This is a genomic window from Lelliottia sp. 7254-16 (genome assembly GCF_002922995.1).
GTDB classification, from domain to species: domain Bacteria; phylum Pseudomonadota; class Gammaproteobacteria; order Enterobacterales; family Enterobacteriaceae; genus Enterobacter; species Enterobacter jeotgali.
Genome location: NZ_PQVS01000001.1, coordinates 1 through 22692, shown reverse-complemented (window position 1 = coordinate 22692; position 22692 = coordinate 1). Strand labels below are relative to the sequence as shown.

Sequence of the window (22692 nt, the reverse complement as noted above, 5' to 3'; positions counted from 1 at the left end):
CTTACTGCCAGGTAAATTCCAGGTTGATCGTCGCCGCAAATGTTCCAGCCCCTGCATTTCCCTGCGGGGTAAATATTTTCGCCGAGAGGGGAAATTCAGTGCTGTTAGTGCTGGTGTTCACCGAGATCTGCTGAGCGCTCCCGTTACTGTAAATAACCGAGTGATCGGCATTGGTCATGCGCAACGCGACGTGAGTGGCAGTGCCGGTGTTTTGCCACGCCGTTGGGTCTTGCGTATCGGCGGCACCGAGATATTTCACCGTCACCTGCCGCGTGCCTGCGGGACAATTTTTGACCAGCAGAGAGAAGTTCTGCCACGCGCCACCTGTTCCGGCGGTGATGAGGTCTGTCCGCTGTAGCGGGGCAAATTCCACCAGTTTATTCACCGTGTCGGTATCAACCGTACATGGACTTGCCACCACATTGCCGCGAAGATTTATTTCCGTATCCGCAAGAGCAAAAAACGCTGCTGCCATCAATATCACTGCGCTGAAGGTTACAAAAACGCGCATAGGTCTCTCCAGGATGCTCCCGCAGGGGCATTCATTTTTATTGATAAGTAAAGGTGGCGGTCACGACGGCGCTAATCGTGCCAGGCATAACGTTGCCAATTTGGGTCCAGGCTCGCGCTCGCAGGTGATACGAATAGGCATTGCCTACGATAATGCCGGTAAAACTTTTCCCATTCCCAAAAGGTTCTCCACCGACGCCCTGCAGCTGGACGGCGAGGTTTGTCGCCGTCCCTGTATTTCGATACATGTCATTGGGATTGAGGCTATCCGCCGTGCCCTGAAACAAGATGGTGGCTTTTGTGGTGGCAGAGGGGCAGTTAATCAAATTCACATCTACGGGAACCCATCCAGTCGCTGAACCCGGTGCCTGTAATGATGAAGCCTCGATATTCATACCAAGATCTACGTTGATATTGACACTGTCGCTTTTGATCTCACAAGGTGAAGCAATAATTCTCCCCGTTACACTAATGGTCACCGGGTCGGCAGCCTTCACGTCAGACACATTCACTATTGCACTCAGCGCAGTACAGCCGATTATTATCAGTTTCCTGATGTTCATTATTCGGTCCTTTTGATTACTGGTACGTTAAATTCAACGTGGCCGACGTATTGGCCGAACCCGTTGTAACTGCCGTTTTGGTCTGATAATAACGGGCCGTCAGCGGAAGAGATTCCTGGCCCCCTGATGATTGTTTCATCACCATTCGGCTATTAATTCGTAATGGAGAACCGTTATAAAGAAGTTGAACGCCAACGCCCTGAGCTACGCCCGCACTTCCCTGCCCGGTTAAAGCCAGAACACTGTTATCAGAAACATCAGGGTTTTGAATCCCTGAAAGCGTAACGTTTATATTGGCGCCTGTGGCACAGTTCAGCCCCAGGTTTTGCGTTGTTTGCGCGCCTGAAGGAATTGTTCCTGGCGTGCTGCCAAATGTTGATGCAAATACATCACCAATCGGGAATGTTAACGTTTGGGTGCTCAGACCACATGCCAATACGGTGATAGAATTACCGCCTGACATAGTGACGGATTCAGACGTTATTCTCCCCCCAGACCCATTATCAAACTGTTCGTTGGCGATTTCTCCCATCGCCAGCGTGCCTGACACGATATCACCCGTTTTGATGACATTAATAATAATCGTATGATGATTTGCAAACACAATGCCGGCCCCACTATTGGTACTCTGGAATAGCTGCGCCGGATTTGTAAAATACGCTTCGGAAGGATCCGTTTGAATACCTACACCCGTTAAATTCGTTCTGTATATATTCGGCAAAGGTGATTGCACACCACCTGAATAAGTTAATGTGCGATAACGCGACATGGTTCCCGCGTCCGAGCAATTTACTGACCGGGTACTATTTGTTAATGTCACCGTACCAATAATTGTTCCGACAGGAGCGTCACGCTGAACGGTCATTGCGCCAATAGAGACGACGGGATTCCAGTAACTGACTAACGTGCAGGTCATCGCAAGTGAAGACTTAGAGAATAAACACGATAATATAATCAGAAATAATAATTTAGAAATTCTCATAATTTCCTCTAACGACAAATAACGTTCATCGACTGGACACCAGAATGGTTATTTTCAGCACGACTGGAATACTCGGACCGGCATGCTTTATCTGAGTCATTACCCCATTTAACGGTCAGGCTTCCTTTCGGATTCAACCCAGTTAAATAGACCTGCCCGCCCTCACCGACAATAAAGCCCTGCCCACTCTGGCCATCCACATTCACGATGGCCCCAAACGGCACGGGAATAGCACCAGGTTGCATTAACGTGATCAGCGCGCGCAGACCCACATTGGTTACATAATTCGCACGCACCACCGCGCCGCGCGTCGGAGTTACAGTGCGGTTGGTCAGTTCAAGTTCGACGTCCTCGGGCAAAGTTTCAGTTAACAGCGCCACATCATTTTTACGATAAACAGTGACGTTGCTCACCGTGGTATAGCCCCGCCAGTCAGTCTTCGCGCCGGTCTGGTTCTGAATGCTGACCCCTTTCGCGCCCGGTGCTTTGATGAGTACGTTGGTTTCACCCAATGGCTGGCTGAAGGTCACGCCGTCGGCGTGGGCTAAAATCCCACCCTGTACGCCATAGTTCATGCGATCGCTGTTTTTGTCGTAGCCATATCCAACTGTCGCTTCGCCGTAGGTGCCACGATAATCGGCATTCATCGCGCCGGTGTAGCCCACGTCGTTGGTGCCGTAGCCCTGCTGGACGTTCCAGTTCAGCGCGTTGTTTTCCATCGCCATACCGCTTAAGCCCACGGAGTGCGTGGTACCGCTTTGTTTACTGGCGTTCATGCTGTAGTTAGCCCAGGTTTGCGGCAGGAACTTATCCAGCGGAATACTGATGGTCAGTGCCAGCTGCTGATCTTTGTCGTAATACGTTTGTTCGCCGCGCCCGGTGGATGATCCGTTTTTACTGTAGGTATAGGTCAGGCCGTAGTTAATCCCACGCCAGCCGTTATTGTAACCCAGGCTCCAGGAGGCCATCGTGCGGCCTGAATTCCAGTAATCCTCACGAACCGTACTCAGCATCAGGGTGCCTAAATCCTGTCCAAGAGTTTGACTCATGGTCAGCTCCATGCGATTTCGGCGTCGCTCGACCAGCCCGGATGTGTCGCTATAAGTGTCCAGCACTTCCTGCATGCCGTAATAGCCACTGGTCGAATAGCGATATCCGGCAATAGCAAAGTTAGTCCCCGTTTCCAGCACGTTTTTGCTGTAGCGAGCACGCCATGACTGACCGTCGGTTTTCAGACCATCCTGCGGCGTTGACCAGGCCTGGGTGACATCGGCTGAAAGCGCACCGAAATCACCCAAGTTTTTACCGACGCCACTCGCCAGTGACTGATATTTACTCGATTCCTGCACGCCGCCGTAAATCGTAAAGCCGTGCGGCAGACCATAAATCGCGGTGCCCTGGGCAAACGGCGTTTTGTCTACGCTGCTGTCATAGGAACGATACTGGCCGCCGGTGACGGAAAATTTCAGACGGCCTTCACGCTGGAGCACCGGCAAAGAGGCAAACGGCACGGTGTAGTGCTGCTCGCTGCCGTCGGCCTCTTTCACGGTGACCTGCAGATCGCCCGCCCCTCCGGTCGGGTACATATCGGTAATTTCAAAGGCACCCGGTGAAACGTAGCTCTGATAAATTTGATACCCATTCTGGCGAATCGTGACCTGCGCGTTGGTTCGTGCAATGCCACGCACCACAGGCGCATAGCCTTTCAGCGAGTCCGGGAGCATATCGTCGTCGGATGCCAACTGCCCGCCCCGGAACGGCATACTGTCAAACACATCGTTTGGCGCACTGCTATCGCCCGCAGTGAACTGCGCTTTCAGCGGGATCACATCACGCTGAGCGTAGGTATAGACCGTATCCCATTTGTCCTGACCATGTGTGTCACGACTCCAGGTGGTGTAATTGCGCAAACGCCACGGCCCGATATTCACACCAGGACGCAGGTTGGCATACTGCGCATTGTCGGCACGACCGTTGTTGCCACGCTGCCAGTTGTTAGCACCGCTCAGGCTGTAATTAAGCATCGCCGCATTGATGCCTTCATCCCACTGTTCAGGCGACACATATCCGCGCGCCTGAGGTTCCAACGCCGCCTGCGGAATACTGATCACCAGACGCTGGGTACTGAACTGAAAATCGGCCGTAGCCTGAGGGATCGCAGACAGATCCACGCACTTCCCGCTGGAGGCCAGATTAGGGAACAGGTGGGTGCGAACGCCCCAGCTTTTTAGTTGCTCCAGGCTGAGGCAGGGTTGTAGTACCGAATCGCCGTCTTTATCTTTCACCGACGCAAACTCAATGTCTTGGGTATCCACCGTCTGATCGCCAATAAGAATATCAACGTGATAAACCCCCGGAGCCTGGGAACCGGCTTCAAACATCGACAGATCGGTCTTACCCGCGCCGGGATTGCCCACCTCAAGCAGTTCAGGGTTAAAAAAATCCCGCGCCCCGGCATCGTGTATTATCGTCCCCAGCGCGACCGCAATAAAAAGTGCAAGCCTGGCAGGTTTAAAGTGTTGTTTTTGTTTTGTCATCATCATTAACCAGAAGTCCGTCTTACGTTGCGGTCATTTTTTAAATACTGGCGTTATGCTCTTTCCCCGGCCCACCGTAGTCATTGATCACTTTGAATTTCAGGGCGCCACCGCTCACCCCATTCGGTAACGCAAACTGAGCGGTCGCTCCCGGCATGACATAGCTCACCTCTTCCAGTTCCTTACCATTGACGCTGATCTGACTGAAGTTCATGACGTAGGGCGTTGGATTGCTGACGCTGACTCGATTGCCAGACCGACTCCAGGTCAGCTTTTCCGCGAGTTCTTCGGGCAACGTGCCTTTTAATCCCGCAGGACGATAGATCAGCTTAATTCGCGTTTTAATGGCAATTTGCAGGCTATTATCTTTTTTCGGTGCCGAAGGGATGGCTTTAATATTGAGCCAGTAAAGACTTTCTTTATCCTGAGGTAACGCTCCCGTCAGCATAATACGCTCAACGTTCTGCTGATCTTTATCGAGGCGATAAAGCGGCGGGGTAATAACAAAAGGAGCTTTCTCAGCCCCTCCATTTTGCGTTTCGACCCAGGACTGAATTAAATAAGGCGTGGCATCCGGGTTATTAACGCTAATAGAGGCTTCCTTTTTATTGCCATCATAAATAACACGCGTGCCGCCAATAATTACTCCGGCGTGGGCTGCAGAAATTCCTGCCGCGACAAATGCGCCGACAATAAAAGTCTTACGAAGAAAGTTCATTTTATACCTCAATTAAAAATGAGGCCGATTAACGACCTCATACTCTTTTCCTTAAAAAGGAAAATTAGTTGTATACAACAGAGAAGCTGGCAACGGCGTTTGCTGGACCTGCAGTCACAGTTGCATTAGTAGACTGATACTGTGCGTAGAATTTCAGGGTGTTATCCTGAGTTGAGCTCAGCATGTAGGTGTAGTTGTTTTGACCGTGCAGCGGTAAGTCACCTTTATCAGCTGACATCAGGTGGATAGCCACGCCGGTTGCCGCACCAGCGGTGGTGCTGTCGATGGCCAGTAACGTAGAGTCTGTGACTTCTGGCGTACCGTCAAAACGTACTTTTGCCGCAGAGACGCTGGCCGGGCAGTTTTTCAGCACGATGTTGAAATCTTTAGCCGCAGTTTTACTCCCTGCCAGATTGTTGAATTCAGTTTTGTTGTAGCGGCCCAGGTCAACGGTCTGGTTCTGAGAAGCCACATCAACGTTACAGGCGTTCTCCAGAATTTCACCGGTGAAGTTCACGGTGCCAGCAGCAGCAAACACGTTAGACATAGACACAGCAGCAGTAACAGCAAAAGCAGCAACGATCAGATTCTTTTTCATCATAAATTCCTTAAAATATAGTATTAATTGCTCACCGGAATAGAAAACCATTCAAATTAATTTGAATTACTTTATTGCGGTTAGCTTTTTCCTACTTCAATGTAAAGCACAAACAACTATCATCATCTTTATTGCCACTGAAGTGGCTATTAAATATTGCGGTGCGCATATCGATAATACATTATCGATATATTCGTACTGCCTGACGTTGTTTTGCTGAGCAGTAATTTATAGAAACATATTAGGTTACTCAATTTTTTTCTGGGTCTATCTGTAGACTATAAACTAACCTGCGAAAATTCTGTGTTTTAAGGCCCTTCCGCGATCAATAATTGATTGACCACACTAAAGTTATTGACAACTCACAACTCCCTTCCTCTTTTCAAGCATTTTCTCGGTCTACACTTAGACCGTATTAACTACTTTTAAAAATGTTTGCAGTAGCAATAATTAATGGTCTCAATGAATCATCCTCGCAGGTGTAATTAAATATGAATACGCGTATGTCTCTCGATGGGCTTGCCAGCGGCTATACATTTTCAACGCATAAGCCCTTGAACCACATAGAAAGGATCTTGCTACATCTCCAGCCTTTCTCGACAGAAGTGATGTATCCCAAAGGTGCCGTTATTCGTTACACAGAAGAAAATATTCGCTACTGCTTCCTGCTTTATAAAGGCAGTGTCGCCCTGCACCGTCGCGGCGACGGAATGGTTTTGAATTCTGAATCAACCCCGTTTGTTTTCGGAATCAGTAACCAGCTCTCAAACGAAGAGCATATGTACATCCGTACCCTCGACGAATGCTGCGTGGGCCAGGTGCCGCTGGCACTCGCCAATGAAATTATTGCCAAAGACGATCTTTGGGAGAGTCTTTCGCATCTGGTGATATATACCACGGGGCGGGTATACGACCATTGCATGGCGATTACCCAAATGTCGGCCTATGACATCATTCGTTTCCAGTTGATGGAATTAATCGGCGAACCGGACAATATTCGCCTGCACATCACCGCAGCAAACTACATCATCGACAGGAGCTATCTGTCGCGAAGCGGAACGATGCGCATTTTGTCCGAGCTACGCACCGGCGGTTACATCATTATGGATAAGGGCATTCTGATTGAGATTCGGCATCTGCCATTGAAATATTAACAGCGTGTATACTCTCTGATGTACGGGTAATCCGGCATTGAAGACAGGACGCGCTTTATGAGCAACAACGACAAACCTGCTTTTCCTATGAATCGCGCGACACCTCTGGCCGAAACATTAATCGGTGCGCTGCTTCCTCATGCCACCCTCGCCACGTATCCACCCGGACAAAAGTTCCCCCTTTGTGTGAATGATGTTGCCGTCTGTTACATCCAGCTTGAAGGCACGACGGAATTTCACCGAGGCCCCGACGGAATGGTCGTTACCCACATCTACGCGCCCGCTATTGTGGGTCTGGCCGATGTGCAATTTTCCACTTTTCGCGAATCCTGGATTGAATCGCGCGAGCTTTGCCAGATAGCCACCCTGGATCTGGAACAAGCGTATGAGATTATTCGGCAAAATGACCTGATGGAAACGCTAGTGGGCCATATTAATGGTGTTCTGGGTAAACTCTATTACCACACCCTGCAGAACACCGCGCCTTCGGCATATGAGATTATTCGTTATCAACTGCTGGAACTGATGACCGAAACCGAAGAATTTCGCGCCAGCACTACTGTTGAAAAATATATCCGTGCAAAAACAAATTTATCCCGCAGCGGGATCTTAAAAATACTGGCAGAGCTGAAAACGGGGGGATATGTTGAAATGAACGAGGGCAGATTGATTAAAGTGAATAAGCTCCCGGCCAAATATTAGCGTCAGCATCCTAAGGAATCGGATAAGGGAACGATGAATGAAAAGAATTGCGATTATCGGCGCCGGACCTACGGGGATTTACACCCTTTTCTCGCTGCTAAAAAATAAGACGCCATTTAGCATCGATATCTACGAGCAGGCCGAAGAGGCTGGCGTAGGAATGCCCTACAGCGATGAAGACAACTCGCGGATGATGCTGGCGAATATTGCCAGTATCGAAATTCCCCCACTCTTTTCCACTTACCTCGACTGGCTGCGCACCCAAAGCAGCGCGCATCTGGCCCGCTACGGCGTGGAGAAATCCTCGCTTCACGACCGTCAGTTCCTGCCGCGCATTTTGTTAGGCGAGTATTATCGCGACCAGTTTTTGCAGCTGATCGATCAGGCAAAACAGCGCGGTTTTGACGTCAACGTGCAGGAATCCTGCCAGGTCACAGATCTGGAGTCTACGCCCGAAGGCGTCAGCGTCTGGGCGAAGAACCGTGCGGAACCCACAATTTACGATCTCACCGTGATAGCTACCGGGCACGTCTGGCCGGACGACGACGAGTCGACCCGTTCATACTTCCCAAGCCCGTGGTCAGGGCTGATGGAAGCCAAAATCGACGCCTGTCGCGTCGGGATTATGGGCACCTCCTTAAGCGGACTGGACGCGGCAATGGCGGTCGCCATTCAGCACGGTGACTTTATCGAGCCGGAAAACCAGCCCGTTGAATTCAGGCTCGACGAAGGTAGCGAAGCGCTCAACATGGTGCTGATGTCCCGCTCGGGCATTCTGCCGGAAGCGGATTTTTACTGCCCACTGCCTTATGAACCTTTAAGCATCGTAACGGAACAGGCGATCGAAAAAGAGATTGCCGCCGGGTCGGACGGCCTGCTGGATAGCGTTTTCAGCATGATGGCTGAGGAACTTGAGCTCGCTGACCCGCAGTGGAGCGCCTCCATCGCCTTAACAGCGCTGGACGCCGACAGTTTCCATGACGCCTACTTCGCCGAACGCCACAAACATGATCCCTTCAGCTGGGCGCAAACCAATCTCGATGAAGTCGAGCGCAACAAGCGCGACAAACGCACGGTGCCGTGGCGCTACACCATTCTGCGAATGCATGAAGTGGTGCAGGAAATTGTTCCGCATCTGACCGACAAGGATCGAAAGCGCTTCGACGGCGGGCTTTCCCGTATTTTCATCGACAACTACGCGGCCATTCCTTCTCAGTCGATTCGCCGTCTGCTGGCGCTGCGCGAAGCGGGGATTATTAGCGTCCTGGCGCTGGGGGCAGAGTATGAAATGGACGTGCAGGAGAACCGGACGGTGATTGTCTTCGACGGTAAAAAGGTTGAATTTGATCTGTTTATTGATGCCAGAGGACAAAAACCGCTGAAAACGAAAGACCTGCCGTTCCCGACCCTGCGCCATCAGTTACAGGAAAACGGGGATGAGATCCCGGACGTCAGCGAAGATTACACACTGCTTGCGCCCGACAGCGTGCGTGGGCGCATCGCCTTCGGCGCGTTGCCCTATCTGATGCACGATCAGCCCTTCGTTCAGGGGCTGACCGTGTGCGCAGAAATCGGTGATGCGATGGCGAAAGCGATAACGCAACGCGCGTCGCGCGCACGTCGTCGGTTGCCGTTTTTGGAAGAGTGACAAACAAGTGCGGCCTGATGCCCTCACCCCGGCCCTCTCCCACAGGGAGAGGGTGGTCAAGTTTCCTCTCCCTCCGAACAGTCTCCTCTCCCTCCGAACAGTCCCCTCTCCCTCCGGACAGTCCCCTCTTCCTGTGGGAGAGGGTTAGGGTGAGAGGAAACAGCCCCCAGCCTACAAAACTTAGTCTCTCATCCCCGACGTAATCGCATCCACCTCATTAGGCCGCAAACGAATCTCCGCCGCACGGCGGTGTCCCTGCATACCCTCGGTGCGGCTCTGGCGAATCGCCGGTTCCGCAATCGCCGCAATCCCTTTGTCATCGATCCATTGATGAGTACAGACTTTCACATACGCTCCCACCCACAGTCCGCCGGTGTAACGCGCCGCTGCCATTGTCGGCAAGGTGTGGTTGGTCCCGCAGCATTTATCCGAGAACACCACGCTGGCGTTCTGACCAATAAACAGCGAACCGTAGTTGCGGATCTTCGCCGCCGTGCCGTGCGGATCGCGGGTATGTACCTGCAGATGCTCCGTCGCCATGTGATCCGCGAAGGCAATCAGCTGCTCTTCTGTGTCACACACCACGATTTCACCCTGCCGACGCCACGCCTCACCTGCTGTTTCCGCCGTTGGCAACGAGCTTAACTGACGCTGGATCTCCCTCTGCGTACCTTCAGCAATCGCCTGGCTGGTGGTCGCCAGCCCGACGCGGGTATGAACGTCATGCTCGGCCTGCGCCAGTAAATCTGCCGCCAGAATGCGCGGATCGGCGCTGTCGTCGGCCACGGTGAAGATTTCGCTCGGCCCGGCCAGGGCGTCAATGCCCACTTTGCCAAACACCTGGCGCTTGGCTTCATTGACGAAGGCATTGCCCGGCCCGACAATTTTGTCCACCGCCGGAACGCTTTCGGTCCCCCAGGCCATCGCCGCGATCGCCTGCGCACCGCCAATTTTGAAAATTCGATGTGCGCCCGCCAGATGGCACACCGCAATCATCGCCGGATGTGCACCCGGCGGCAGACAGGCAATAATCTGCTCACAGCCCGCCACCGTCGCCGGAACAATCGACATCACCGGCGCAGAAAGGATCGGATAGCGCCCGCCAGGGACGTAACATCCCACGGTTTGCACCGGAATAATACGATGCCCGAGATGTACGCCCGGCAGGGTTTCGATTTCCAGCGGCTGCATGGTCGCCAGCTGTGCCTGGGCAAAACGGCGCACCTGGGCAATGGCAAATTCGCTGTCGCGACGGGTTTGCGGATCGAGTTCCCTAAGTGCGGTTTCAATCTCCTGCGCCGTTACTTCAAATTGCTCGGGTACCACTTTGTCGAACTGCTGTGAAAAAGCCCTGAGCGCGCTGTCACCCTCACCTTTCACGCGCTCAATAATCGCGCTCACTTTATCCGTCAATGAGCGATCGGCCTGGGCGTCCTGACCCTGAGGACGCTTGATCCAGCGCACCTGTTCGGTAATAGACTGAGCTGACATTACGCGTCCTCCATCTGGCCGAGTTTGATCTGCGCCAGCAGCGCCAGATGGTCATACACCACCCACTCGTCGACGATTTTGCCGTTGATAATGTGGTAATGAGACATCCCCATCACGAACAGGCGTTCACCGGTCGGTTTCCCCAGCTCGCCGTAGCCCAGATGATGGCCTTCGATAATCCAGCGCACCGCCACTTTGACGCCGCCCTCGTCGCACGGATTGGAGCAGATATGCTGCGGGAGCCACGCGCCATCCGGTATCATGCCAATCAGCGCCAGCGTCTGGTGCGTCACCGCCGCCGTGCCGTACAGCTCTTTCATTAATGGGCCATGCCACTGCACATTCGGGGCGTAAATCTCTTTGATTTTGCCCAACATCCGGCGGTTATAAATCTCATGCAGCCAGCGCAGGAGCTGCTCTTCGGTGTCGGTATGGGCGATAGAGACATCGCAGGCCACATCCGGCGGATACTGGCCAAGCATCCGGCCATTCTCGCCGATATCGGTGACGCGGAAGCCTTTATCAAACTGCTCTTTCGCCATGTTAAAGGCGACTTCATCGGTGTCCAGGCCCAACTGTTTCATCATCGACATATTGTCGCTCACCACCCACTCACGATAAATTTTGTTCTCGTGGATCATGCAGTCGGCGACGGTACGGGTAACGAAGGTGCGATTGGTCGGCTTGCCAAGATGACTGAACTGGGTGTGACGTCCGCTGCCGGTCACCAGATGGGAAGTGTAAAAACCATCGACGTCATTACCGTTCCAGATAACCTGGGTCGCCATGCCGCGACGTTCCGGGAAAGCAATTAAGCGCTGGAGCGTATCCTGCACCACCTGTTCGCGGTTATACAGCGTTCCCAGCGCATTATATAAAACACAGTTGTGGGTGTAATGGGTATAAATTAATCCCACATCGCGCTCATCCCAAATTTTATGGGTACAGCGAACGATATAATCGACAATGTCTGTATAACAGTCGTCGAAGCCTCTTAATGATTGGGCGCGCGGGCGTTTTTCCGGCACTAAATCAATAAAGTCGCGACGTTCGACCTGTAATACCGGTTCGTCTCGCGTAGGTTTTGAGCTGTTTTTCTCGGGTACGGCTGGAGCTTTATTTGTTGCTTCAGTTGAAGACATGTGACCTCCTGCATCTATTTTCAGACAATAAGTTCCCGCACCCGGAATGGATGGAGAAATGAACGTTCACAGCGTTAATAAAAATGTGACGGGAGGCGTACCTCCCCTTTATTAATTCACTACCTGAGACCAGATAGCTAATTCATCAATACCTAAATATTCACGAATAATTAAACCATCGCGTAATTCCAGCTGAGTAATACCGGTAATTGAAACCGGTTTACGGGTCGGCGCACCAAATTTACCGTAACCGTCATGCCAGGTGAGCAGCGACCAGCGCAGGGAAATGCGCACCGGTTCATTCACGTCTTTGCGCACGATCAGATGGTGGAGCTGGGTTTCGCTGTCCGCAAACGAGGCGCGATAGCCGGAAAGCCAGGCACCGATCTCCTGCTCGCCGGTGGCGACGTGATGCCCCGGAGCGTATAGCGTGGCGGCGGGATGATACAACCCCGGCACCGTTCCGCCATTGCCGCCAGCCCACATCGTCATATAGCGCTCAACCACGCCCGCCAGCGGCCCATCGATATCATCACCTTCTGGCCCGCCCGACCAGCGCGCGTCAAGGGTTTCCGCCGCTTCTGGCTGGATGCCAAGCTGCTGCTGGGTGGCGGCAAGATTGCGGGCAAACTCGCGCACATCCAATCCCAGCTGCGACACTATCGCCGCCCGATCCTGAAGCAACCATTCCTGGCGAACCGCGCCGTCAGCGCAGATTCGGTCAGCCCAGGTGCGCACCCAAACATTGTTCCCGGTCGGCGCCCCGAAGAACCCTTCCCCCTGGTGGCGAATCGAGGCCATCGTACGCTGGGCGGCGTAATACTCTTCACCCGGAGTGTGGCTGCAAAGAATATCTTCCGTCAGCACCGAGCGTTGCGGAAAACTGTGCATCGCCTCCAGCGTCAGGCGCATAAATTGCGACAGTTCAGTGAGCTGTTTTTCCGGGGTGATAAACACCACTGGCGTGGCGTAAAAGTCAGCCAACTGGCCGATGTCCTTTTGCTCCCACACCACGTGGGTGAGAGTCAAAATAAATTGCTGAATGGAGTCGAACTGGGGGCTGAACCCCGGCAATCTGCTCATTTGACCTCCTGAGGCTGGAACAGAGATAAACCGTCTTTTTCGATAACACCGGTGCGCGGACGCCGCGCCGAGTGGCGCACCACCAGCATACCGGGCAGCGTAATTTGTTCTGGCTCGATGTTGCCGCTGTCGATTTGCTTCATCAGTAACTCTACCGTTGCCGTCACCATCGCCTCCACCGGTTGGGAGGCCGACGTTAAGGCATAAGACGGCCAGCCCGACGGGCCGATATCGTCGTAACCAATGATCGACACGTCTTCCGGCACCCGCAGACCAAATTCGTAACGCGCCACGTCCATCACCGCCACCGCCATATGGTCGTTGGCGACAAAAATGGCGTCCGGTGCGGGTGCGTTAGTGAACAGAGAATACGCCGCGCGCGTGGTTTGCTGCGCGTCATAGTTGCCATTCACCACCTGTACGTCTGTGACGCCGTGTTCCGCGAGCGTCTCAAGATACCCGCGCTGACGGGCGATATTCACCGACGAGTCCGCCACGCCGCCGACATAGGCGAAGCGCTTATGTTCCCCGGCCAGCAAAAATTCTGCGATCTGGCGCGCAGCGGCTTCGTTATTGCTGTTGACGCTCGACGCCATACCGCTCTCTTCGCTGCGATTGAACAGCACCACCGGAATGCCGGCGGCCAGACACTCCTGCGAGAGATCCAGCGACAGCGTGACCGACGCCAGCACAATGCCATCCACGCGGTACTGCATGATCTGGTCAAAAATCCGGTCCACGTTGCCGTCCCTGTCACCGACAAACAACAGCAAGTGATAGTTGAGGGTATCCAGTTTTTGCGCCAACGCTTCCAGCACCTGCGGGTAAAACTGATTATCGAAATAAGAGATCACCACGCCGATGATGCGTGACCGGGCGGTGTTGAGCGACCGGGCAATCGCATTTGGCCGATAGCCCAGCTCGCGTGCCGCCTTGAGCACTTTTTCACGCGTGGCGGGCGAAATACTCGCCCCCGGCGTGAAAGTCCGCGATACCGCTGACTGAGATACACCTGCTAACTGTGCCACCTGCTGGCTGGTCACCGCCGCAAAAGTCTTACGCTTCATTACCCTGGGTTCCTTATCCTGTCACTGCCACATTCAGGTTTTGTATCACAATCGCCCCGTCAGGAGCGCCTGGAAAGTGAGTGCTTTTTAGTCTTACACCATCTTTGCATGCGTATGCAACCGGCTAAATTATTTTTTTCACAATGGTGATCTTGTACCTTTACAAAATTGAAACCTTTTCGTAACTTCAATTTTTGAATACGTATGCACACCGTCAATTGTACCGGGCGAATTGGGTCGTCACCAGAGGGAATGAACCGGTAAACGTTGTACTTGATTGGTTATAACCCATTAATTATTAAGAGGTTCACAACCATGTTTCGAGCACTATTACGCCGCCCGGAAGCCCGGCTGTTTTTTATCATCAGCGTATTGTTTTACATCTGTATTCACAGCATTGATGCGTTTCTTGCGCCGATGATGATCAATCAGGGCATTGAACCGCAGGTGATGGGCATCATCATGGGCGCCAGCGGTCTGGCGACGCTGATGATTCGCTTCCCGCTGGGGATCATTTCTGATGTGGTGAAGAGCCGCAAAATTTTTATCCAGATAGCGCTGGTGCTGCCGATTGTCGCCTGGCCGATTGCCTGGCTGGAGCCAAACGCCATCACCCTGTATCTCGCCAAAGCCGCCGATGGCGTCACCGCGGCTACCTGGGTGCTGTATAACATTCTGTTTATCCGTTATTTTGATCGCAAAGAAGCCCCGGCAGCGGTCGCTCTGCTGGCGCTGGCAGGCCCTATCGGGGTGTTTCTTGGCAACTGCATCGGCGGCGTGTTGATTCACTATTTTGCGAACAACATCGCATTTTTCGTCTCCTGTGTGTCCGCCCTGCTGGCCCTGTTCCTGACCACCCGCATCCGCGACGTTCACGATCCGGTTAAGGCTCCGTCTCTGAAAGCCTGTATTGCAGGCGCGAAACTCCAGCTGGCCGACCGCTCCGTCTGGCTGATTGGCATTCTGGCGACCATCGTGATTCTGGTGCCGTTCGCCACCCGCGACACGCTCACACCTATCTACGCTGAACAGCTGGGCGCGCGGGCTGGCATTCTGACCCTGCTGAGTAACATTCACCTGATCTTCTACGCTCTGGCGATTGCCCTGTGCAGCTCGGTGTTTTATCAGCGGCTTGGGCTGGTCAAAACCGCGGTGCTGGGCATTCTGCTGCAGGTGGTTTCCTCGTTTGGCATTCCGTTTACCAGCAATCTGTATCTCATCTATCTGTTACAGGCGCTGGCCGGTTTCTCATTTGGTATGGCTTTCGCGGCATTTATGTCGCTGAGCGTGGTCAACACCTCTTCAGATGAACAGTCCACCCGCATGGGATTATTCCAGACCATTTATTCATGCGGTATGTTTGCCGGGCCAGTGATCATGGGCGTGATGATGCAGCATATTAATCTCTCATCCGGGTATCTGTTTATTGCGGGGCTTTCGATTATTGCCGCTATCGCCACCCCGCTTTCGGTGCGCTGGGTTCATTCACGTAAAGCCAGTCAGCCAGCAGAAATATCGGCAAACCGTTCCCTCGCCTCCGCGCGAGAATAAATTAACCGCTTATTACTATTTATCCCGGTTCGCCGGGAGGGTATCTGTCATTTCAAATATGAAAGGAGAACATCGTGGCTTATCAACTTAAATCCAGTAAACCGGTGCAGGAACGTCAGGAAGCGCAGCGGCAAATACGCGAAACCGTAGAGCTGATTCTGATGGATATTGAAAAACGCGGGAATAAAGCGATTCGCGAATTATCAATTAATTTCGACAATTACGACCGCCGTGATTATCGCCTGTCGGAAGCAGAAATAAACAGCTGCATGAAAAGGCTCAGCCGTCAGGATATTCACGATATCGAGTTTGCCCAGGAGCAGGTGTTTAATTTTGCCCGTGCGCAAAAAGCCTGCCTGCGTGACCTGGAAATTGAAACCCGCCCCGGCGTGATCCTCGGCCATAAAAATATCCCGATAAACGCCGTTGGCTGCTATGTGCCGGGCGGGAAATATCCGCTGCTGGCCTCGGCGCATATGTCGATTATCACCGCCAACGTCGCGGGCTGTTCGCGCATCATCAGCTGCGCCCCACCGTTTGGCGGCGAACCGGCTCCGGCGATCGTCGCCGCGCAGAAAATGGCGGGCGCGACGGAGATCTTCGCCCTCGGCGGGATTCAGGCGATTGGCGCGATGGCGCTCGGCACCGACACCCTGGCCCCTGTTGATATGCTGGTCGGGCCGGGCAACGCCTATGTGGCCGAAGCCAAGCGCCAGCTATTTGGCCGCGTCGGCATTGATCTGTTCGCCGGTCCGACGGAAACGCTGGTGATTGCCGACGACACCGTCGATGCGGAAATCTGCGCCACCGATCTGCTGGGTCAGGCGGAACACGGCGTCACCACGCCTGCCATTCTGCTGACCAACTCGCTAAAACTGGCAAAAGAAACGCTGACAGAAATCGAGCGCCTGCTGGAGAAACTGCCAACCGCCGACGTGGCCCGCCAGTCCTGGAAAGATTACGGCGAAATTATTGTCTGCGACAGCTACGACGAAATGTTGGCTGAAGCGGACAGCATTGCCTCCGAGCACGTGCAGGTGATGACCGACCGCGACGACTGGTTCCTCGAAAATCTCACCAACTTTGGCGCCCTGTTCCTCGGCCCGCGCACCAATGTGGCCTATGGCGACAAAGTGATCGGCACCAATCACACCCTTCCCACGCAAAAAGCAGCGCGTTACACGGGCGGCCTGTGGGTCGGCAAATTTATGAAAACCTGCACCTGGCAAAAAGTCCTCAGCGACGAAGCGACCGCCGAAATCGGTAGCTACTGCTCGCGTTTATCACTGCTGGAAGGATTTGCCGGACATGCGGAGCAGGCCAACATTCGCGTACGTCGCTACGGGAATACCGACGTGCCCTACGCCACGCCTGCGCCCGTGCGGGAAAAGGTGTAATTCATGACGCTTCCGCAAACGCCCTCTTTTGCTCTAAGAGGAAAACGGGCGCTGGTGACCGGTGGCTCCAAAGGACTGGGATTTGCCAGCGCCGTGGCCCTCGCTCAGGCGGGCGCTCAGGTGTGGATTGCCGCGCGCGATCCCCTCACGCTGGAACACGCCGCCGCGCTGGCGGGCGAAAGCGGTTTGACGCTGCATCCGCTGGCGCTGGATATCACGGACAGCGCCAGCGTCGAGTCGGCGCTGGGGCAGTTGCCCGCTTTTGACATTCTGGTGAACAGCGCCGGACTGGCCCGCCATGAGCCTTTCTTGACGGTGAGCGAAGATAATTTTGACGCCGTAATGACGCTGAATCTGCGGGCCACCTTCTTTATCAGCCAGCGGGTGGCGCAGCGGATGCGCGACGAAGGGATTGCCGGTTCCATTATTCATGTGTCATCCCAAATGGGCCACGTCGGCGGCCCGAATCGCAGCGTCTATTGTGCATCAAAATTTGCGCTGGAGGGATTGAGCAAAACGATGGCGCTGGAGCTGGGCGATGCGGGGATTCGGGTCAATACGATCTGCCCGACCTTTATCGAAACCGAGCTGTCGCGACAATCGCTGGATAACCCCGATTTTCGCCGCTACGTGCTGGAGAACATCAAGCTGCGGCGGCTCGGACGCGTCGAAGATGTGATGGGGCCGGTCGTGTTTTTGGCCTCCGACGCGGCGGCGATGATCACCGGCACCGCCCTGCTGGTCGACGGCGGCTGGACGGCAACCTGAGGTAAGTCATGCTCGATAATACCGAACTGCCGCTGGTGCTGATTGGCGGCACGCTCTGCACTGCCCGGCTGTGGCAGCCGCTGGTTGAACAATTAGCGCTTTCCAGCGTGATGTGTATCAGCCTGACGGGTTCAGATTCCGCACCACAGGCCGCACGGCGTCTGCTGCAAAACTTGCCGCCGCGTTTTCTGCTGGCCGGGTTTTCTCTCGGGGCCATCGTGGCGCTCCAAATGGCCGCCGACGCCCCCGAGCGGCTGGCCGGACTGGCGCTAATCTCGGTGAATCCGCTCGCCGATGCGCCGGAAAATGCGTCTTCCCGGCGCGAAGCGGTTAGTACGGCGCATGAACAGGGGCTGGCGGAGTGGCTCTCTGCAAATTTGTGGCATAAGTATGTTGCACCCGAGCGCCTGGGTGATCCGGCGCTCAGGGAAATTATCTGCCAGATGGCAGAAGAGAGCGGCCCCGATACCTTTGCCAGTCAAACGGAAATCGCCATCACCCGTCAGGATAACCGCGTGGCACTGGCCGCGCTCTCATGCCCAATCATTATCATCAACGGCGCGCACGATCCGATCTGCACGCCCCATCATCATCAACTGGCCGCGGCAAGTGCGGTTCGCTCACGACGGATAACTGTGCACACCGCTGGACATTTCGCGGTGCTCGAAGCGCCCGACGAAATCGCCCCGCCGCTGCGCCAGTGGATTCAGGAGTCTCTTAATGCGACGTAATAAACTCAAAGAGTTGATTCAGGAAAACACGCCAATCATCAACGGCTGGCTGGCGATCCCGTCGAGCTACAGCGCGGAAATTGTCGGCCATCAGGGGTATGACGCAGTGACCGTGGATTTGCAGCACGGGATGATCGATTTCGCCAGCGCCCTGACGATGCTGCAAGCACTCTCCGCCACCCCGGCGGTGCCGCTGGTGCGTGTTCAGCACAACGACCCGGCGCAGATCATGCGCATGCTCGACGCCGGAGCGTACGGGATTATCTGCCCGATGATCTCGACTGCCGAACAGGCCGCGCACTTTGTCGCCGCCTGCCGCTATCCACCGTACGGCGTGCGTTCCTTTGGCCCGGCACGCGGTTTGCTGTACGGCGGTGCGGATTATCCGCAGCACGCGAATCAGGCGATCCTGACCCTGGCGATGATTGAAACCCGCGAAGGGCTGGCGAATCTCGACGCCATTCTGGCAACCGACGGGCTGGACGGGGTGTTTATCGGCCCGAACGATCTGTCGCTCACCCTTACCGGCAGCGCCATCGCGGAATCTCAGCATCCTGACATGCTCGCTGCCGTTGAGCGGGTGGTCAGCCGCTGCCGCGAGAGGCAAAAACTGGCGGGGATATTTTGCACCTCCGGCGATGCGGCGCGACTGCGCATCGAACAAGGTTTTCAGTTTGTCACCCCCGCCAACGACGTCATGCAGCTTGGCCGTGCCGCACGCGTTGCCATCGCGCAGGCACGCGGCACATCCGCCCCGACCACGGGTGCATCCGGTTATTAACAGGAGAACACATGAAAGTACAATCGATTACCCCGGCGCAGGCCAAAACCCGCGTTATCACACCGGACGATATGGTGTCCTGCAATCTGGCGTTCATTGACTGCAAGCTGCCTGGCTCGCATCTGAAGCAGAACTACTCGTTTATCGGGCCTGGCGTGACGCAGTCATCGGCGCAGGTGGTGAACATTCCTGAACCACACGGCTTTAACATTGGCGCGGCGGCGATGCCGAAAGGCGTGACCAATAACCTGCATCTGCACTTCACGGCGGAGGTGTTTTTGATTCACGAAGGCACGTGGCGTTTTCGCTGGGGGGCGAACGGCGAAAACGAAGCCGAGTTCAGCGCGCCCGCCATTCTGTCGATTCCGACGTGGATTTTCCGTGGCTTCACCAACGTCAGTAAAGAAGAGACCTGCGGCATGGTGTATACGGTGCTCGGCGGAAATAACACCGGGGGGATCATCTGGCATCCGTCGATTCTGGCGGCGGCCAGCGAATACGGGCTGTATCTGAGCAAAGACAATATGCTGCTCGACGTCAACGCGGGCGATACGCTGCCGGACGCGTCACAGCTGTTAGCCCCGCTGCCGCCGGAAGAGATCGCCGCCCTGCGCCACTATTCTGTTGCAGAGATGCGCCAGCGTGCGGTGACCGGGGACGAACGCCGCTGGTCAGCTGACGGTCTGCTGGATTCAGTGCTGCCGGGTCACGGTGGCGAAATTGCGCCGGTGATTGGCTACGGCATTTCGCAGGATCGCCACGCCGCGCCAGCGATTGTGAATCCGCACGGGTTCTCCGTGGAATGGCTGCGCCTTGCGCCAGAGCATGTGGTCGGGCGTCATTTGTGCCCGGACGTGCAGGTGATCATGGTGTTTAAAGGCGCGCTGGAGGTGACGTGGAATCAGGCGGGCGAGGAAGTCAGCGTGATTGCACCTGAGCGCTCGGTGATTTCCGTTCCGGGCAATAGCTGGCGAAAATATCGCGCGGTCGACGGCGACGTGGAATGTATCCTCACCACGCAAGGCGATCAGCGTAAACGCGTTTACTGGGACGAAGAAATTCTGGCGAAAGCGCGGGAATTAAACCGCTGTCTTGACCCGGATGGGTACGTCGCGGCGGCGGATTTGCTGCCGGTAACGGCGCGTAAGGCGGGTCTGAAGCGGGAAGTCATGCCGGGATAATGAGCGTTTCAGGGCGGGAAAATTCCCGCCCTGACGCGGGTTTACTCGAAGTAAACCTGCGGATTATCAGACAGGGAGATAAAGGTTTTGCTGTCTTTATCGAGCGCCAGAATTGCGCCGCTTTCGATGTCATACACCCAGCCGTGCAGGCGGATGGCATTATTGCGCAGGCCCACCGCTACGGATGGATGGGTTTTGATGTTGCTCAGCTGAGCAAAGACGTTTTCCTGCACCATCGCGTTCACTTTGTCGGTCGGCGTATCCCAGGTTTTGTTCTCAACCACCGCTTTGGCGGCGTCGGAATAACGCAACCAGTGGGAGACCGCAGGCATCGGATCGAGGTTGGCGTTGTCGGCAATCGCTTTCATCGCACCACAGTTAGAGTGACCGCAAATCACGATATCAGTCACGCCCAGCGCCACCACCGCGTACTCGATCGTCGCAGAGACACCGCCCGGTTCAGGACCGAACGGCGGCACGATGTTGCCAGCATTACGAATGACAAAGAGCTGTCCCGGTTCCTGCTGCGTCACCAGTTCTGGGACCAGACGACTGTCTGAGCAAGAGATGAAAAGCGCTTTGGGATTCTGGCTGGACGCTAAACTGCGGAAGAGTTCTTTACGTTGCGGGAAAATCTCTTTTTGAAAGCTGAGAAAACCTTCAATGATATGTTGCATAGCAATGTCTCTTTTATCTGTTTTAGTTTAGGCATGATCAAGATCACGCTTCCTGAGTTTACCCACCGCGCTTTACTTCATACAAGAAATATATTTCCGCCCTGATTGCATGACGATTTCATGAGCATTCTCAGTGATGTTTTGGCCTTCGAATGCGCCGTACAACCGTTCGAAAGCCACCGCGTTCAGACGGTCGGTGATCGCCTCTACCGTGGCTCCAGGCAGCGGGAGCATATTCGGATAACTCCACATAAACGACACGCGATCCGCGCCGGGCGTGACCTGCAAAATATCCCCGGCCAGCAGAACCCCGCTGTCGTTAGTCCAGTGCAGTACCGTGCCACCGGCAAAGTGCCCGCCCAGACGCAGCAGCCGGACGCCGGGCAAAATATCCAGAGCATCACCGTCCCAGAAATGCAGCGCCGAACTGTCGCGCATCACCCACTCCCGATCGCTGGCGTGGAGATAGACCGGGGCGTCAAATGCCGCCGCCCAGTCCTGCATGGTGGTGTAATAATGCGGATGGGAAATGGCGATAGCGTGGATTCCGCCCAGCGCCTTAATCAGCGTTAACGTGGCCGGGTCGAGCGTGGCGATGCAATCCCACAGCACGTTGCCGTGCGGCGTGGTCAGCAATAATGCACGCTGGTTGATGGCAAATTTGGGTACGGTTTTGAGGCTTAACAGACCAGGCTCAAGCTGCTGCCATTTGTTGGTGTGGCTTCGTGTAACGGTCTCAAAATCAACCCACTGTTGCCCGTTGACGGGAACATACTGGCGCTCGTCTTCGCAAATCGCGCAGCGTGCAGGCGCGGTGTCATAGGATGTCCCGCAGGTTTTGCAGAGTGTGATCATTTTCCCTCCTCTTATCCGTTCGAGAATGAGTATGGCAGGGATTGGCGTTACGTGCGGTGAGGTACTTTCCCTGACTTTTTTATCCTATAATCTGCCAACAGCAAAACTGAACTAAGCAGGTGCATGATGGAAATTGATCTCGAGAATCTGGTGTTTAACGGACTGGAAGAAGCGCAAGAGCGCAATGCGGAACGTCTTGAAGATGCGGATAAAAAAGCGCAGGCAGTGGTTGCCGACGATGATTGCGGTGATGCGTGTAAGATTTGAGTTTATTTGCCGGGTGGCGGCAAGGTAAACGCAAAACGGCAACGCAAGTTGCCGTTTTTAGTTTTTGCACCCTCTCCCTATGGGTGTACGGTCCGGGGACATCATGAACACTTGTTCGGGGACATGGTAGACACTTACAACTAAGGCATACGAACCCGTTTTTGGAGTCGCTTATGCCCTGGGATGCGAGAGATACCATGTCATTACGTACCGAGTTTGTTCTGTTCGCCTCGCAAGACGGGGCGAACATCCGTTCTCTTTGCCGTCACTACGGCATTTCGCCCGCTAC

General features: G+C 54.5%; 22 protein-coding genes and 1 pseudogene. 11 read left to right on the top strand and 12 right to left on the bottom strand.

Annotation, left to right across the window (positions count from 1 at the left end):
• Position 1: 1 nt before the first annotated feature.
• From C3708_RS00115 to C3708_RS00090, 6 genes are all read right to left on the bottom strand, one after another.
• Positions 2 to 511 (bottom strand): fimbrial protein, encoded by a 510-nt coding sequence (locus tag C3708_RS00115; RefSeq protein WP_103949084.1) that lies wholly within the window; start codon positions 509 to 511, stop codon positions 2 to 4.
• 37 nt (positions 512 to 548) lie between these two features.
• Positions 549 to 1073, bottom strand: a complete 525-nt coding sequence (locus C3708_RS00110) for a fimbrial protein (protein ID WP_103949085.1) — start codon at positions 1071 to 1073, stop codon at positions 549 to 551.
• A gap of 16 nt (positions 1074 to 1089) precedes the next feature.
• A complete protein-coding gene (locus C3708_RS00105) occupies positions 1090 to 2055 on the bottom strand; it encodes a fimbrial protein (RefSeq protein WP_103946419.1) in 966 nt (321 codons plus the stop codon).
• A gap of 8 nt (positions 2056 to 2063) precedes the next feature.
• Entirely contained in the window at positions 2064 to 4598 is a 2535-nt protein-coding gene (locus C3708_RS00100; protein ID WP_370446849.1) for a fimbria/pilus outer membrane usher protein, read from the bottom strand.
• Between the two features lie 34 nt (positions 4599 to 4632).
• Entirely contained in the window at positions 4633 to 5310 is a 678-nt protein-coding gene (locus C3708_RS00095; protein ID WP_095281788.1) for a molecular chaperone, read from the bottom strand.
• A 64-nt stretch (positions 5311 to 5374) separates the two neighbouring features.
• Positions 5375 to 5908: a fimbrial protein gene (locus tag C3708_RS00090; RefSeq protein ID WP_095281787.1), complete on the bottom strand. Its 534-nt coding sequence runs from the start codon at positions 5906 to 5908 to the stop codon at positions 5375 to 5377.
• Positions 5909 to 6399: 491 nt separating this feature from the next.
• Between C3708_RS00090 and C3708_RS00085 the strand changes: the two genes are divergently transcribed.
• The 3 genes from C3708_RS00085 to C3708_RS00075 are packed head-to-tail and all read left to right on the top strand — an operon-like array spanning position 6400 to position 9412.
• The gene (locus C3708_RS00085; RefSeq protein WP_095281786.1) at positions 6400 to 7062 is read left to right on the top strand and encodes a helix-turn-helix domain-containing protein; all 663 of its coding nucleotides are present in this window, start codon (positions 6400 to 6402) and stop codon (positions 7060 to 7062) included.
• Positions 7063 to 7119: 57 nt separating this feature from the next.
• Positions 7120 to 7764 carry a winged helix-turn-helix transcriptional regulator gene (locus C3708_RS00080; RefSeq protein WP_103946420.1) on the top strand — a complete coding sequence of 215 codons (645 nt, stop codon included), beginning with the start codon at positions 7120 to 7122 and terminating at the stop codon, positions 7762 to 7764.
• Between the two features lie 37 nt (positions 7765 to 7801).
• Positions 7802 to 9412 (top strand): FAD-NAD(P)-binding protein, encoded by a 1611-nt coding sequence (locus C3708_RS00075; RefSeq protein WP_103949086.1) that lies wholly within the window; start codon positions 7802 to 7804, stop codon positions 9410 to 9412.
• A gap of 180 nt (positions 9413 to 9592) precedes the next feature.
• Here the strand turns inward: C3708_RS00075 and hisD (C3708_RS00070) are convergent, their stop codons facing one another.
• From hisD (C3708_RS00070) to C3708_RS00055, 4 genes are all read right to left on the bottom strand, one after another.
• Positions 9593 to 10903 carry a histidinol dehydrogenase gene (gene hisD, locus C3708_RS00070; RefSeq protein ID WP_165790671.1) on the bottom strand — a complete coding sequence of 437 codons (1311 nt, stop codon included), beginning with the start codon at positions 10901 to 10903 and terminating at the stop codon, positions 9593 to 9595.
• Positions 10903 to 12045 (bottom strand): ester cyclase, encoded by a 1143-nt coding sequence (locus C3708_RS00065; RefSeq protein ID WP_103946424.1) that lies wholly within the window; start codon positions 12043 to 12045, stop codon positions 10903 to 10905. The genes hisD (C3708_RS00070) and C3708_RS00065 overlap by 1 nt, the downstream gene beginning before the upstream one ends.
• A gap of 111 nt (positions 12046 to 12156) precedes the next feature.
• Positions 12157 to 13128, bottom strand: coding sequence for a nuclear transport factor 2 family protein (locus C3708_RS00060; RefSeq protein WP_103949087.1), 972 nt, complete (start codon positions 13126 to 13128; stop codon positions 12157 to 12159).
• Positions 13125 to 14195, bottom strand: a complete 1071-nt coding sequence (locus C3708_RS00055) for a LacI family DNA-binding transcriptional regulator (RefSeq protein ID WP_103949088.1) — start codon at positions 14193 to 14195, stop codon at positions 13125 to 13127. The genes C3708_RS00060 and C3708_RS00055 overlap by 4 nt, the downstream gene beginning before the upstream one ends.
• A 315-nt stretch (positions 14196 to 14510) precedes the next feature.
• Between C3708_RS00055 and C3708_RS00050 the strand changes: the two genes are divergently transcribed.
• The 6 genes from C3708_RS00050 (at position 14511) to C3708_RS00025 (ending at position 20604) form a co-directional block, all read left to right on the top strand.
• A complete protein-coding gene (locus C3708_RS00050; protein WP_103949089.1) occupies positions 14511 to 15746 on the top strand; it encodes an MFS transporter in 1236 nt (411 codons plus the stop codon).
• 74 nt (positions 15747 to 15820) lie between these two features.
• Positions 15821 to 17143, top strand: coding sequence for a histidinol dehydrogenase (gene hisD / locus C3708_RS00045; protein WP_103949090.1), 1323 nt, complete (start codon positions 15821 to 15823; stop codon positions 17141 to 17143).
• A 3-nt stretch (positions 17144 to 17146) separates the two neighbouring features.
• On the top strand, positions 17147 to 17911 hold the full coding sequence (locus C3708_RS00040) for an SDR family NAD(P)-dependent oxidoreductase (protein ID WP_103949091.1): 765 nt from the start codon (positions 17147 to 17149) through the stop codon (positions 17909 to 17911).
• An 8-nt stretch (positions 17912 to 17919) separates the two neighbouring features.
• Positions 17920 to 18642 carry an alpha/beta fold hydrolase gene (locus tag C3708_RS00035; protein ID WP_233210381.1) on the top strand — a complete coding sequence of 241 codons (723 nt, stop codon included), beginning with the start codon at positions 17920 to 17922 and terminating at the stop codon, positions 18640 to 18642.
• The gene (locus tag C3708_RS00030) at positions 18632 to 19423 is read left to right on the top strand and encodes an HpcH/HpaI aldolase/citrate lyase family protein (protein ID WP_103949092.1); all 792 of its coding nucleotides are present in this window, start codon (positions 18632 to 18634) and stop codon (positions 19421 to 19423) included. Before C3708_RS00035 ends, C3708_RS00030 begins: the two co-directional genes overlap by 11 nt.
• A gap of 11 nt (positions 19424 to 19434) precedes the next feature.
• Positions 19435 to 20604: a cupin gene (locus tag C3708_RS00025; protein ID WP_103949093.1), complete on the top strand. Its 1170-nt coding sequence runs from the start codon at positions 19435 to 19437 to the stop codon at positions 20602 to 20604.
• 41 nt (positions 20605 to 20645) lie between these two features.
• Here the strand turns inward: C3708_RS00025 and C3708_RS00020 are convergent, their stop codons facing one another.
• Both C3708_RS00020 and C3708_RS00015 read right to left on the bottom strand, forming a co-directional pair.
• The gene (locus tag C3708_RS00020) at positions 20646 to 21281 is read right to left on the bottom strand and encodes a carbonic anhydrase (protein WP_095281775.1); all 636 of its coding nucleotides are present in this window, start codon (positions 21279 to 21281) and stop codon (positions 20646 to 20648) included.
• 72 nt (positions 21282 to 21353) lie between these two features.
• Positions 21354 to 22136: an MBL fold metallo-hydrolase gene (locus tag C3708_RS00015; RefSeq protein WP_103949094.1), complete on the bottom strand. Its 783-nt coding sequence runs from the start codon at positions 22134 to 22136 to the stop codon at positions 21354 to 21356.
• A 126-nt stretch (positions 22137 to 22262) separates the two neighbouring features.
• On the opposite strand from C3708_RS00015, the gene C3708_RS00010 reads away from it, so the two are divergent.
• Positions 22263 to 22403, top strand: a complete 141-nt coding sequence (locus C3708_RS00010) for a hypothetical protein (protein WP_103949095.1) — start codon at positions 22263 to 22265, stop codon at positions 22401 to 22403.
• A 161-nt stretch (positions 22404 to 22564) separates the two neighbouring features.
• Positions 22565 to 22692, top strand: a pseudogene (locus C3708_RS00005) (IS481 family transposase); the annotation flags it as partial.

Coding starts and splice junctions, on each gene's coding strand:
- C3708_RS00080 (WP_103946420.1), top strand. CDS start 7,120: ATGAGCAACAACGACAAACCTGCTTTTCCTATGAATCGCGCGACACCT.
- C3708_RS00010 (WP_103949095.1), top strand. CDS start 22,263: ATGGAAATTGATCTCGAGAATCTGGTGTTTAACGGACTGGAAGAAGCG.
- hisD (WP_165790671.1), bottom strand. CDS start 10,903: ATGTCAGCTCAGTCTATTACCGAACAGGTGCGCTGGATCAAGCGTCCT.
- C3708_RS00025 (WP_103949093.1), top strand. CDS start 19,435: ATGAAAGTACAATCGATTACCCCGGCGCAGGCCAAAACCCGCGTTATC.
- C3708_RS00015 (WP_103949094.1), bottom strand. CDS start 22,136: ATGATCACACTCTGCAAAACCTGCGGGACATCCTATGACACCGCGCCT.
- C3708_RS00065 (WP_103946424.1), bottom strand. CDS start 12,045: ATGTCTTCAACTGAAGCAACAAATAAAGCTCCAGCCGTACCCGAGAAA.
- C3708_RS00055 (WP_103949088.1), bottom strand. CDS start 14,195: ATGAAGCGTAAGACTTTTGCGGCGGTGACCAGCCAGCAGGTGGCACAG.
- C3708_RS00085 (WP_095281786.1), top strand. CDS start 6,400: ATGAATACGCGTATGTCTCTCGATGGGCTTGCCAGCGGCTATACATTT.
- C3708_RS00090 (WP_095281787.1), bottom strand. CDS start 5,908: ATGAAAAAGAATCTGATCGTTGCTGCTTTTGCTGTTACTGCTGCTGTG.
- C3708_RS00095 (WP_095281788.1), bottom strand. CDS start 5,310: ATGAACTTTCTTCGTAAGACTTTTATTGTCGGCGCATTTGTCGCGGCA.
- C3708_RS00040 (WP_103949091.1), top strand. CDS start 17,147: ATGACGCTTCCGCAAACGCCCTCTTTTGCTCTAAGAGGAAAACGGGCG.
- C3708_RS00100 (WP_370446849.1), bottom strand. CDS start 4,598: ATGATGATGACAAAACAAAAACAACACTTTAAACCTGCCAGGCTTGCA.
- C3708_RS00115 (WP_103949084.1), bottom strand. CDS start 511: ATGCGCGTTTTTGTAACCTTCAGCGCAGTGATATTGATGGCAGCAGCG.
- C3708_RS00050 (WP_103949089.1), top strand. CDS start 14,511: ATGTTTCGAGCACTATTACGCCGCCCGGAAGCCCGGCTGTTTTTTATC.
- C3708_RS00105 (WP_103946419.1), bottom strand. CDS start 2,055: ATGAGAATTTCTAAATTATTATTTCTGATTATATTATCGTGTTTATTC.
- C3708_RS00035 (WP_233210381.1), top strand. CDS start 17,920: ATGCTCGATAATACCGAACTGCCGCTGGTGCTGATTGGCGGCACGCTC.
- C3708_RS00110 (WP_103949085.1), bottom strand. CDS start 1,073: ATGAACATCAGGAAACTGATAATAATCGGCTGTACTGCGCTGAGTGCA.
- C3708_RS00075 (WP_103949086.1), top strand. CDS start 7,802: ATGAAAAGAATTGCGATTATCGGCGCCGGACCTACGGGGATTTACACC.
- C3708_RS00060 (WP_103949087.1), bottom strand. CDS start 13,128: ATGAGCAGATTGCCGGGGTTCAGCCCCCAGTTCGACTCCATTCAGCAA.
- C3708_RS00020 (WP_095281775.1), bottom strand. CDS start 21,281: ATGCAACATATCATTGAAGGTTTTCTCAGCTTTCAAAAAGAGATTTTC.
- C3708_RS00030 (WP_103949092.1), top strand. CDS start 18,632: ATGCGACGTAATAAACTCAAAGAGTTGATTCAGGAAAACACGCCAATC.